The sequence below is a fragment of the Parvibaculum sp. genome (genome assembly GCF_002684405.1).
Taxonomy (GTDB): Bacteria; Pseudomonadota; Alphaproteobacteria; order Parvibaculales; family Parvibaculaceae; genus Parvibaculum.
On record NZ_NYVD01000034.1, the window covers coordinates 36,718 to 48,962 of the forward strand.

A 12,245-nucleotide genomic window follows, 5' to 3' on the forward strand; every position below is an offset into this window, starting at 1 on the left:
AACGGCCCGCCTTTTTTCATATGCTCAGAGATCGAGCTGCATTTCGAACACGCTCGGTTCGCCCGGCAGCTGATGGCGCGTAAAGCCGAGTTCGGTACACAGATCGAGCATCGGCTTGTTCTCGCGCAACACATGGCCGAAGATCTGCTTCACACCGCGAGCCCGCGCATAGTCGATGAGCTTGTGCATCAGCCCGTAGCCGAGACCATGTCCGTGAAGATCGGTCCGCACCAGGATCGCATATTCCGTCCGCTCCCTGTCGGGATCGTCGGAAAGCCGGCCTACCGCGGCAAGATGCTGGCGCGTCTCGTCGGTAAAGACCACAAAGGCCATTTCCCGGTCATAGTCGATCTGCGTCAGACGCGCGGCCAACTGGCGCGGAAGCTTTCTGAGTGGCGACAGGAAACGCAGCCGTATGTCTTCCGGATCGGTATGCGCCAGAAGGTCGTCCGTCAGCGGCGCGTCTTCGGGCCGGATAGGCCGCATCGGATAAATCCTGCCGTCTCGCCCGGAAATCGCCCCTTCCAGCGCACCGGGATAGGGCCTTATCGCAAACCGCGACGAGCCCTTGCCATGCGGCGCCTTGATGCGCACACGCGCATCCAGCGCCAGCACGCCTTCCTCATCCGCCCAGAGAGGGTTGATGTCGAGTTCCGCGATGTCGGGATTATCCGCCGAGAGATCTCCGATCGCCATCAGAGTGCCCGCAATCGCATCGAAATCGGCACCGGGACGTCCGCGATAGCCATCGAGAAGCCTTGAGACCCGCGTGCGCCGGATCAGATCTTCTGCCAGCACCCGATTGAGAGGCGGCAACGCCATCGCCTGGTCTCGCACGACTTCCACCGCCGTACCGCCCTGCCCGAAAAGAAGCACCGGGCCAAAGGTCGCGGCGTCGATCATGCCGAGGATGAGCTCGAAGGCACTGGGACGGCTCGCCATGCGCTGAACGGTAAACCCGTCGATCTTCGCATCTGGCCTGGCTTCCGCCACGCGGTCGAGCATGCGCCGCGCCGCCCGCAGCACCGCTTCCTTGTCTTCGAGATCGAGCGCGACGCCGCCGACATCGGTCTTGTGGGTAATTTCGGGGGAAAGAATTTTCAGCGCCACCGGATAGCCGATTTCCTCCGCGCACGCCGCCGCTTCATCGACGGAACTCACCGTGAGCGTTTCCACGACCGGAATGCCATAGGCCTTCAGAAGCGCCTTTGCTTCCGGTTCCGTCAGCCATTCGCGCTTCTCGCCGGCGGCCTTGTCGATAATGGCACGCGCCGCATCGAGATCGCGCTGCGGCCATGCAGGCCCCGCCGGCGGAATTTCCATCAGCAGCCGCTGGTTACGGTCATAGCGAACCTGCAGCATGAAGGAATGAACCGCCTGACCGGGCGTGTCATAGGTCGCGACCTTGTTGTTGAGAAAAACCTGTCGCGCCTCCCGCGCGCCCTGATCGCCAAGCCAGCTCGTATAAAGCGGCTTGCGGCTCTTCGCAGCGGCATCGACAACCGCCCGCGCGGCTTCGACATTGTCCACCACGGCGGTCGGACAGTTGAGCACCAGAAGCGCATCGGTATTCGGGTCTCCCATCAGGCCTTCGATCGCATCCGCATAACGCTGCGCACCGGCATCGCCGATAATGTCCACCGGATTGCCCCGGCTCCAGGTGGGCGGCAACACCTTGTTGAGGCTCTCGATCGTCTCCGGCGCCAGCGAAGCGAGATGCCCGCTCTCGTCGATCAGATCATCGGTCGCCAGCACCCCGACACCGCCGCCATTGGTAAGGATGGCAAGCCTGTCGCCGAGGAGCGGCTTGCGCTCCGAACGCATGGCAAGGGTCTCCACCGCATCGAAGAGGTCTTCCACGCCCTGCACGCGCAACATGCCCGCGCGGCGGAAAGCGGCGTGATAGACCGCGTCGGACCCGGCCAGCGCACCGGTATGCGACCGCGCCGCCTTGGCGCCTTCTTCATGGCGGCCCGCCTTGATGACCATGACCGGCTTCAGGCGCGCGGCCTGCCGGCCTGCGGACATGAACTTGCGCGCATCGGTCACCGACTCGACATAAAGCAGAATGCTTTTCGTCTTCGGGTCATGCGCGAGAAAATCCAGCATGTCGCCGAAATCCACATCCGACATGCCGCCCAGCGAAACGATATGGGAAAATCCGATATTGCGGCTCGTCGCCCAGTCGAGGACGGCGGTGACGACGGCACCCGATTGCGAGACGAAGGCAACATTGCCATCGAGCGGCGGCAGATGGGTGAAGGAGGCGTTGAGCTGGTTTCCCGGTGCCAGGATGCCAAGACAGTTCGGCCCGACGATACGCAGAAGATAGGGCTTAGCCGCATCCAGCATCTCGCGCTGTAGCGCCCGTCCTTCTTCGCCGAGTTCGCCAAAGCCCGCCGTGATGACCACGGCGGCGCGCGTTCCCTTCTTTCCGAGTTCGCCGATAATGCCCGGCACGGTGTGAGGCGGCGTCGCGATCACGGCGAGGTCGGGCGCCTCCGGCAGCGAGGCAACATCCCTATAGGCCTCCTCCCCGCCGATCTCACCGCCCTGCGGATTGACCGCCCATATGGGCCCTTTGAAATCGGCGCTTCTCAGGTTCCGCAGCACGACCTTGCCGATACTGCCGTCGCGATTGCTCGCTCCGATCAGCGCGACGGATTTCGGCGCGAACATTTGATGGAGGTTTCGGATGCTCATGGGAACCTCGACGAATATGGGGGGCAGAATTCAAGCCGGGAAGAGATGCTCGAACGCAAGGGGAATGGAAACACAGAACGGCGTATATCGCGAGCGGACAAGTGGCCGCGCCACGCCCAATCTGTGGAAAACCGCATGGGTTTGATCTAACGCAAAGAAGAGAGGCTATGGAAAGCTCAGCCGTCGGTCGCACCGCTGCCGACCGGATAGCCCGTCATCAGGGAGAGGTCGCGCAGGATATCGCGTCCTTTCCCCCCGCCATCGCCCGACATATCGTCCGAAGCGGCAAGCAAGAGCGCGTCCAGATGCGCGCGAACGATTTTCAGATCGTCATCGGAATAGGCGGATGTAGCCCGCAGGAAGCGGCATAGCGACGCTCCGAGCGCCGTCACAAAATCATAGCCGAAGGACCCGCCCTGCCCCTTCACATTGTGGGCAATGGCGTAGATCTCATCCATGACCTGCCGGCGGTCCGCCCCGTCTTCCAGCTTTGCCCAGAGCAGGAACATCTGATCGACATCCTTGCGGAACTGGTCCTTGTAACTGTCGCGCAATGCTTCCACGGCAGCCTCCGCTTTCGCGATCAGGCGCGCATATTCGCTCGAATCGTTTTCGTCGAATGAGGCCATGGTTCCGTTTTCGAGCATCTGAGTGAAAAGAGGCATGCAATACGGAGATCCAAGACGATATGCGGGTCAGCATTAAGAAAGCCTAAAAACGCATGTGTCGGATTGACAATCATCCCGCCGTCGCGCGCGCATAAGCAAGGAATTCCGCGACAGCGGCGGCTTCCGTCTGGAATGACGCGACAAGTCTTACCGTCCGCGCCCGGTCATTGTCCCCCACCATCGGCCAGGGATGGAAGCGCGCGCCCGCCTCTTTGAGGCCTTTCGACATGGAAACCGGCATGCGGACGAAAATCTCGTTCGCCTCTACGGGGAAATGAATGCCAACGCCGGGTATTGCACCGAGCCCTTCGGCAAGCTCGCCCGCCATCGCATTGGCATGAGCGGCCAGGCGCAGCCACAATCCGTCTTTCAGATAGGCTTCGAGCTGGGCCGAAAGAAAACGCATCTTCGAAAAGAGATGCCCGCCGCGCTTTCGCCGGAACGCAAAATCGCGTGCCAGATGCTTGTCGAAAAAGATCACGGCCTCGGCCCCCATGGCGCCGTTCTTGGTCGCGCCGAACGACATCACATCGATCCCGGATTTCCATGTGATCTCCGCCGGCGACGCATCGAGCGCCGCAACCGCATTGGCAAAGCGCGCGCCGTCCATGTGAACCGCGATATCGCGCGAATGCGCAATATCCGTAAGCGCCCGGATTTCATCGACGGAATAGAGCGTCCCGCATTCGGTGGATTGCGTCAGCGTCAGCGTCGAAGGCTGTACATTGTGGACATTGCCAAGCGGCAGAAGACGAAATGCGGCCTTGAAGGCATCCGGTTCGAGCTTTCCGTTCTCGCCTGCAATCGGCACGAACTTGGCACCGTCGGAAAAGAATTCAGGCGCACCGCATTCGTCGACATGGGCATGCGCGTGTTCGTGACCGAAAACCGCGCCCCATGGCGGCGTGAGGCAGGCCAGCGCCAGAGAATTCGCCGCCGTGCCGGTCGCGACGGGAAAAACCTCGACCTCATGTTCGAACAGATCCGCCATGACGATCTGAAGCCGCGCGGTCACATCGTCGGCGCCATAGGAAGCGGCACTGCCATGATTGGCTTCCGTCAGCGCCGCCATGATTTCGGGCGCCACGCCCGACGCATTGTCACTGGTAAAATCCATCGCCGCCATTTCCGATCCCGCCATCTTCTTCACCTGAACGGGCGGATCGTAACGGGCTCACCGGCGAAAGAGAAGGTGATCGAGCGAAAACCTGCCGCCCCCCAGCGCCGCCAGGGCAACGAGCATGACCGCCCAGGAAAGATGCACCGTATAGGCTTCCGGGTAGACGAAGATCTGGATGACGAGCGTCATGCCGAGAAGAGGTAGTGCGGCAAAGCGCGTGGCGAGCCCGAGCAGAATGAGAAGCGAAAAGAAATGTTCCGAATAGGTCGCCATATAGGCTGCGAGATGCGGCGGCAGAAGCGGCAGCGCATATTCATATTGAAAGAGGAAGAAAGTGCTCTCCTTGATCGTGAGTAGTCCCTCCACCTTGGTGCGGGCGGACTGGAAAAAGACCAGAAAGATCGCCACCCTCATCATCAGCGTGTAGAGCGAAACGGGGATGCTAGCCAAAAGCGCATTCGCCCGCCCGGCAAACGCAGCCGCTCGTGGTATCGCGGCGCGCGACGCGGCACTCTCAGAGATGTTGGACATGGCAGGTATCTCCTCGCTCGGATAAGGGCGCAGCGAAGGCGCCCGATGACAGGATGAAACGAAACGCCGCGACGAGATCGAAATCCGTGTCGACGGCAGCCGCCGCCTCAGCGGCATCGCCCAGCGCCGCGCCCGCGGCGAACTTTTCGCAAAACGCATGCATGCCCAAATCGAGCGATGCGATGCGCACCTCTCCCCCGCTCCGGAACACCATCAGAAAATCGGGGCCGGTATCGAGGTCGATGGGCATGACCTCGGCATCCTCGCGATTGCTTCGCCAGATCTGAAACACGGGCCAGCTGGAAGAAAGCAACGCCGCCGAAGGATGGAAACGGAGGCAAAGCCCGGACGGATCATCGCCGGCCTGCAACGCGCCGGGATCGACCGGCGGCGCCTCGCCCGCGTGATAGGCAGCAAGCCAAAGAAGCTCCAGCCGCGCAACATCGCCAAGATAAGGCAGCCTGGCGGCCGGCTCGAACCGGTCGAGAAATTCCGGAAAACCGTCGCCGAAACCCATCAGCGTGCCGAGCGACGGCATGCTGTCGGCAAGGAAGAGCCGCGCCGACGCCCGGAAGAAGTCACGCCCAACAAGACGTTCCACGGCAGGGAAAATATCGGCAAGCGCATCGACAAGACTGGCATGCACATTATTTCGGTAAACATCGAAACGGCGCGCGAGCGGTATGCGCTCGGAAGGCGAGAACAGGGAAAGCGCCGAGCCGTCTTCGGGCTTGCGCAGTGATGCGGCAAAGCGCGCCTGAAAATCTGCCAGTGAGGGGCGCGCGTCAGTCATGCGCACGCCCCATCATGGCGGCTTGTGCCTGAGCCCGAAGCAACAGCTTGTCCGCCTTCGATGCTTCCTCAAGCAGCACGCTAAGCGGCGGCACGTCACTGTCCCATTCGATCAGTGTAGGGACGGGCCCGACCCGGTCGAGGAAACGGCCGCAGAGCTCGAAGACTTCCGGCGATACCCGGCTGCCATGATCGTCGATCCGGAGCGCTTCGCCCTCCACCATCTCCACCGCATGGCCCGCCAGGTGAATTTCGCCCACCAGATCGGCGGTAATGGCGTCGAGCCAGGCGGCGGCGTCCCGGCCGTGGTTCATCGAAGAGACATAGACATTGTTGACGTCGACCAGCAATCCGCATCCCGTGCGCCGCGCCAGCGCGACGAGAAATTCCGTCTCGCTCATCTCGTCACGCGTGGCGACATAGGTGGACGGGTTTTCGATCAGCATGCGCCGCCCGAGAATGTCCTGGGTCTCCTCGACATGCTCCGCGACGATGTCGAGCGCTTCCTCTGTCAGTGGCACAGGCAGAAGGTCGTTGAAATGGATGCCATCGTGCCGCGACCAGGCGAGATGTTCGGAGACAAGGCCGGTCTCGTACCGGTCCACTAGCGCGCGCAACCGCTTTGCATGCGCCCGGTCGAGCGGCCCGGCCGAGCCGAGCGACAGCCCGACCCCGTGCAGCGACAGCGGATAATGTTCTCGAATAGCGGTCAGATAGCGATGCGGCGCCCCGCCCGCGCCCATGAAGTTTTCGGCATGCACCTCGAACCAGCCGATGGCGGGCCGCGTGTCGAGGATTTCGCGATAGTGATCGGCCTTGAGCCCGACCCCGGCCGCCCGGGGGCAGGCGGCGGGGGTCGGGCGGCCGAGACGGGACCGGCCGCTTCCGGCGCTACTTGCCGGTGCATCATGAGATGGGGGGATGGTCATGATGATCTCCGTCCGGTCCCTTGAAACACACACTTACGAGGGAAGCTGTGTGTCCTTCGGGTCGAGGCTGCCATTGCCATAGGGCGTTTCGATGCTGGCGCAGGTGCCGGCCGGCACGAGCTTCCAGGCATTGCCCTGATAGTCGAGTGTCGACGTGCCCGCGCAGGTCGTGCCCGCTCCGGCCTTGCAGTCGTTATGGCCGGCCATGGCGACGCCGTAGCATTTTTCCATCGCGCCCTTGCCCATATCGTCGGCATGGGCGGCGGCGGACAGGCTGATGGCGGCGGTGAGCGCACCGGCAATGGCCAGCGAGGAACGGGCGAGCGTGGAACGGGAAAGGGTCTTCGACATGTTGGATCTCCGCTGATTGGGTCAAATGGATGTTGTCCATCCGTCCCGGCGGCATGCATGTGCTGTCTTGCCGGAACGGGATCGAGCATGCCCGCCGGAACGCGGGCCGTGAAATCAACTGCTGTCACGAAGAAGGGCGCGCGCGGACACGCATTTTCACACGGTCGTGATTGCCGGACATGAAGCCCGGAGCCGCTAAGCGCCTGATTCAAAAAGTCATTTTATAGGTCAGTAATCCTGTCATATTTTCTTGCTAAAAAGCCCCCGTTCTGGCAGTATCGCGCTCCCGGAGAAGCCCCGCTTCCCGGGGTCCTTTCGGATGGCCGGTCAAGCGTAATTTGGGCCGCCGGGAGACTTGTCAGGTGGCCCCGCTCCGGGCAAAAGGAGCACCCTGCAGAAAGCTGAGCGGCTACGCGGCACTGCAGCCGGGGCACGCGCCAGGATAACGGGACCTAAGATTTGTCCCCCGGGCTGCTGGCCCGGGTCGTGGAGCGTGCTAGATGACGGGCTTGCGGGCCCACCGCGCGGGGATCTTGCGATCAGGCGTAATCCGCTGACGTCCCCCGCCCTCGGGGTTCCGGCATGCCGGAATGCCCGGCCCTCCGGTCAGAACCGGAAGGACGAGGCGAGAGACGAAAGTGGCGTAGGTGACGACCCGGTTCGGGGTCCGGCAACGGAAAGACATTCCGTCCGGATCGGCACGGCCCGGGCCTAGGTTAGGGATGGAAAGAAATGACGGAAATGCGGGCAGACATCGGCCAGACGCGGACCAGCATGGCGAAGCTGAAAGCTTCCGCCGCCACTGCGCCCATGGCTTACGCTGCGGGCCTTCCGGCGGCGCAGGGCCTCTATGACCCCCGGAACGAGCATGATGCCTGCGGCATCGGCTTCATCGCGAACATCCACAACCGGAAATCGCACAAAATCATCGAAGACGGTCTGCGTATCCTCGAAAATCTCGAGCATCGCGGCGCGGTCGGCGCCGACCCCAAGGCGGGCGACGGCGCGGGCATTCTCATTCAGATGCCGGATGCCTTTTTCCGCAAGGAAGCCGGCAAGCTTGGTATCGAGCTGCCGGAAGAAGGCCATTACGGCGTCGGCATGCTCTTCATGCCCAAGGCGGACGACGCACGCGCGAAGATCGTCGAACTGGTGAACAGGATCGTCGCCGAGGAAGGCCAGACCCTTCTCGGCTGGCGCGACGTGCCGGTGGACAATTCCGACCTTGGCGAGTCGGTCATCCCGACCGAACCCCGCCACATGCAGGTTTTCGTGAAGCGCGCCGACGACTGTGCCGATCAGGCCGCGTTCGAGCGCAAGCTTTTCGTCATCCGCAAGCGCATTTTCAACACGCTGCTGGAGCAGGAAGGCCATGTGCCGGAGGAACTCTATATTCCCTCCTTCTCCTCTCAGACCATCGTCTACAAGGGCATGCTGCTCGCGGCCCAGGTCGGCCAGTACTACAAGGACCTGACCGATCCGGACATGGTGACGGCGCTCGCCCTCGTGCATCAGCGCTTCTCCACCAACACCTTCCCGACCTGGAGCCTTGCCCATCCCTTCCGCATGGTCTGCCACAATGGCGAGATCAACACGAAGCGCGGCAATGTGAACTGGATGGCGGCACGCTACGCCACCATGGAATCGGAGCTTCTGGGCGACGACATCAAGAAGATCTGGCCGATTGCCGTTCAGGAACAGTCGGATACGGCCTGCTTCGACAATGCGCTCGAACTTCTCATCATGGGCGGCTACTCGCTGGCCCATGCGATGATGATGCTCATCCCGGAAGCCTGGGCGGGCAACCCGCTCATGGATGAAGAGCGCCGCGCCTTCTACGAATATCACGCAGCCCTCATGGAGCCCTGGGACGGCCCCGCCGCGGTCGCCTTCACCGATGGCCGCCAGATCGGCGCGACGCTGGACCGTAACGGCCTGCGTCCGGCCCGCTATTACGTCACCGACGATGGCGATGTGATGATGGCCTCCGAAATGGGCGTGCTCCCCGCACCGGAAGACAAGATTGTCGAAAAGTGGCGGCTGCAGCCCGGCAAGATGCTGCTGATCGACCTTGAACAGGGCCGCATCAGTTCCGATACCGAGATCAAGGCGGACCTCGCGACGCTTCATCCCTATCAGAAGTGGCTGAACGAAACGCAGATCCAGCTTGAGGATATGCACGCCCCGTCCACACGCATGCAGACGCCGCGCTACGGCTCGGTGCTCGATACGCAGCAGGCCTTCGGCTACACGCAGGAAGACCTGAAGTTCCTGATGTCGCCCATGGCGACCGACGGACAGGAAGCGATCGGCTCGATGGGCACGGACACGCCCATCTCCGCGCTCTCTTCCAAGTCGAAGCTGCTCTACACCTATTTCAAGCAGAACTTCGCGCAGGTGACGAACCCGCCCATCGACCCGATCCGCGAGGAACTGGTCATGTCGCTGGTCTCCTTCATCGGCCCGCGCCCGAACCTGCTCGATCTGGAAGGCATGTCCTCGGTGAAGCGCCTGGAAGTGCGCCAGCCCATCCTCACCAATGAGGATCTGGAAAAGATCCGCATGATCGGCGAGGTCGCGGACAATCATTTCCGCACCCAGACGCTCGACATGACTTTCGCCGTCGATCGCAACGAGGAAGCCATGGCCGAAATGGTCGACCGGCTCTGCCAGCGCGCAGAAGAAGCCGTCGATCAGGGCTACAACATCATCATCCTGTCGGATCGCCTGATCTCGGCGGAGCGCATCGCCATTCCGGCGCTGCTCGCCACATCCGCCGTGCATCACCATTTGATCCGCAAGGGCCTGCGCACCAAGGTCGGCATCGTCGTCGAAACGGGCGAGGCGCGCGAAGTGCATCACTTCTGCTGCCTGGCCGGCTACGGCGCCGAGGCGATCAACCCCTATCTCGCCTTCGAGACGCTGCATGAATTGCTGCCGAACCTCGATGAGGGCCTCTCGCAGAAGGAAGCCGAGAAGCGCTACATCAAGGCGATCGACAAGGGCATTCTGAAGGTCATGTCCAAGATGGGCATCTCGACCTACCAGTCCTATTGCGGCGCGCAGATTTTCGACGCGGTCGGCCTCGCCACCTCGTTCTGCGACAAATACTTCACCGGCACCGTCTCCATGATCGAAGGCGTCAGCATCGACGAGATTGCCCGTGAGACGTTCACGCGGCACCGCCTCGCCTATTCCGATGCGCCTGTGCTGAAGAGCGCACTCGATGTCGGCGGCGAATATGCCCAGCGCATTCGCGGCGAAGACCATGCCTGGACGGCTGAATCCGTGCGCGACCTGCAGCATGCGGTGCGCGGCAACAGCCAGGACCAGTACAAGGCCTTTGCCAAGAGCATCAACGAGCAGAACGAACGCCTGCTCACCATGCGCGGCCTCTTCGACATCAAGACGGCCGAGGACGTGGGCCGCAAGCCTGTTCCGCTGGAAGAAGTCGAGCCCGCTTCCGAGATCGTGAAGCGTTTCGCCACCGGCGCCATGTCCTACGGCTCCATCAGCCGCGAGGCACATACGACGCTGGCGATTGCCATGAACCGGCTTGGCGGCCGGTCCAACACGGGCGAAGGCGGCGAGGAGCCGGATCGCTTCAAGCCGATGGCCAATGGCGACAGCATGCGCTCCTCGATCAAGCAGGTCGCATCGGGCCGCTTCGGCGTGACGACGGAATATCTCGTCAACTCCGACATGATCCAGATCAAAATGGCGCAGGGCGCAAAGCCCGGCGAAGGCGGCCAGCTGCCCGGCCACAAGGTCGACGCGGTCATCGCCAAGGTGCGCCATTCGACGCCGGGCGTGGGCCTCATCTCTCCGCCCCCGCACCATGACATCTATTCGATCGAAGATCTGGCCCAGCTGATCTACGACCTGAAGAACACCAACTCCAAGGCGCTCATCTCCGTGAAGCTCGTCTCCGAGGTCGGTGTCGGCACGGTGGCCGCGGGCGTCTCCAAGGCGCGTGCCGACCATGTGACGATCTCCGGCTATGACGGCGGCACGGGCGCCTCACCGCTCACCTCCATCAAGCATGCGGGCAGCCCCTGGGAAATCGGCCTGGCCGAAACCCATCAGACGCTGGTGCTGAACCGCCTGCGCGGCCGCATCACCGTTCAGGTCGATGGCGGCCTGCGTACCGGCCGCGATGTCGTCATCGGCGCGCTGCTGGGCGCGGACGAGTTCGGCTTCGCCACCGCGCCGCTCATCGCGGCGGGCTGCATCATGATGCGCAAGTGCCATCTGAACACCTGCCCTGTCGGCGTCGCCACCCAGGACCCGGAACTGCGCAAGCGCTTCGTCGGTGCGCCCGAGCACGTCATCAACTACTTCTTCTTCGTCGCCGAGGAAGTTCGCGAGCTGATGGCCGAAATGGGCTTCCGCACGGTGAACGAAATGATCGGGCAGATGCAGATGCTCGACAAGCGCAAGGTCGTCGACCACTGGAAGGCGAAGGGCCTCGATTTCGGCAAGCTCTTCCACAAGCCGGATGCACCGGCGGGCGTGAGCATCTTCAAATGCGAGGAGCAGGATCACAAGATCCACGACATCCTCGACCGCAAGCTCATCGAAGCCTCCAAGGGCGCGATCGAAGAGAAGAAGCCGGTACAGATCGAGCTTCCGATCCACAATACCGACCGCACCACCGGCGCCATGCTGTCGGGCGAGATCGCCCGGCACTACGGCCATATCGGCCTGCCCGACGAAACGATCCATGTGAAGTTCAAGGGCACGGCGGGGCAGAGCTTCGGCGCCTGGGTCGCCACCGGCGTCACGCTGGAGCTTGAAGGCGAAGCCAACGACTATGTCGGCAAGGGCCTTTCGGGCGGTCGCCTGATCGTCTATCCGCCTGCCGTCAGCGGCATCGTGCCGGAGAAGAGCATCATCGTCGGCAATACCGTGCTTTACGGCGCCATCGGCGGCGAATGCTATTTCCGCGGCGTGGCCGGCGAGCGTTTCGCCGTCCGCAACTCCGGCGCCGTCGCCGTTGTCGAAGGCACGGGCGATCATGGCTGCGAATACATGACGGGCGGCGTTGTCGTCGTGCTCGGCGAGACGGGCCGCAACTTCGCGGCCGGCATGTCGGGCGGTATCGCCTATGTGCTGGACGAAGACGGCATGTTCGAGCGCCGCTGCAACCTC

Annotated in this window: 8 protein-coding genes; 1 reads left to right on the plus strand and 7 read right to left on the minus strand. The window is 62.6% G+C overall.

Annotated elements, in window-relative coordinates; translation table 11 throughout:
- Positions 1–24 precede the first annotated feature (24 nt).
- The 7 genes from CMI59_RS03055 to CMI59_RS03085 all read right to left on the minus strand — a co-directional run bounded on the left by CMI59_RS03055 (position 25) and on the right by CMI59_RS03085 (position 7,094).
- Complete coding sequence (locus CMI59_RS03055) at positions 25–2,703, minus strand: bifunctional acetate--CoA ligase family protein/GNAT family N-acetyltransferase (protein WP_293324582.1); 2,679 nt, start codon at positions 2,701–2,703, stop codon at positions 25–27.
- Between the two features lie 176 nt (positions 2,704–2,879).
- Positions 2,880–3,332: an Hpt domain-containing protein gene (locus CMI59_RS03060; protein ID WP_293324585.1), complete on the minus strand. Its 453-nt coding sequence runs from the start codon at positions 3,330–3,332 to the stop codon at positions 2,880–2,882.
- Positions 3,333–3,441: 109 nt separating this feature from the next.
- On the minus strand, positions 3,442–4,512 hold the full coding sequence (locus CMI59_RS03065) for a low specificity L-threonine aldolase (protein WP_293324587.1): 1,071 nt from the start codon (positions 4,510–4,512) through the stop codon (positions 3,442–3,444).
- A 33-nt stretch (positions 4,513–4,545) separates the two neighbouring features.
- Entirely contained in the window at positions 4,546–5,022 is a 477-nt protein-coding gene (locus tag CMI59_RS03070; protein ID WP_293324591.1) for a DoxX family protein, read from the minus strand.
- Complete coding sequence (locus tag CMI59_RS03075) at positions 5,006–5,815, minus strand: DNA-binding domain-containing protein (RefSeq protein ID WP_293324593.1); 810 nt, start codon at positions 5,813–5,815, stop codon at positions 5,006–5,008. Before CMI59_RS03075 ends, CMI59_RS03070 begins: the two co-directional genes overlap by 17 nt.
- The gene (locus tag CMI59_RS03080) at positions 5,808–6,743 is read right to left on the minus strand and encodes a DUF692 domain-containing protein (protein ID WP_293324596.1); all 936 of its coding nucleotides are present in this window, start codon (positions 6,741–6,743) and stop codon (positions 5,808–5,810) included. Before CMI59_RS03080 ends, CMI59_RS03075 begins: the two co-directional genes overlap by 8 nt.
- Positions 6,744–6,776: 33 nt before the next feature.
- A complete protein-coding gene (locus CMI59_RS03085; protein ID WP_293324598.1) occupies positions 6,777–7,094 on the minus strand; it encodes a DUF2282 domain-containing protein in 318 nt (105 codons plus the stop codon).
- A gap of 774 nt (positions 7,095–7,868) precedes the next feature.
- Between CMI59_RS03085 and gltB the strand changes: the two genes are divergently transcribed.
- Positions 7,869–12,245: glutamate synthase large subunit (gene gltB, locus CMI59_RS03090; RefSeq protein WP_293324602.1), on the plus strand; the 4,377-nt coding region annotated here is incomplete at its 3' end.

What these genes read in the sequence shown, in the direction of transcription:
- CMI59_RS03055 (WP_293324582.1), bottom strand. Translation starts at nt 2,703, where the DNA reads ATGAGCATCCGAAACCTCCATCAAATGTTCGCGCCGAAATCCGTCGCG.
- CMI59_RS03060 (WP_293324585.1), bottom strand. Translation starts at nt 3,332, where the DNA reads ATGGCCTCATTCGACGAAAACGATTCGAGCGAATATGCGCGCCTGATC.
- CMI59_RS03065 (WP_293324587.1), bottom strand. Translation starts at nt 4,512, where the DNA reads ATGGCGGGATCGGAAATGGCGGCGATGGATTTTACCAGTGACAATGCG.
- CMI59_RS03070 (WP_293324591.1), bottom strand. Translation starts at nt 5,022, where the DNA reads ATGTCCAACATCTCTGAGAGTGCCGCGTCGCGCGCCGCGATACCACGA.
- CMI59_RS03075 (WP_293324593.1), bottom strand. Translation starts at nt 5,815, where the DNA reads ATGACTGACGCGCGCCCCTCACTGGCAGATTTTCAGGCGCGCTTTGCC.
- CMI59_RS03080 (WP_293324596.1), bottom strand. Translation starts at nt 6,743, where the DNA reads ATGACCATCCCCCCATCTCATGATGCACCGGCAAGTAGCGCCGGAAGC.
- CMI59_RS03085 (WP_293324598.1), bottom strand. Translation starts at nt 7,094, where the DNA reads ATGTCGAAGACCCTTTCCCGTTCCACGCTCGCCCGTTCCTCGCTGGCC.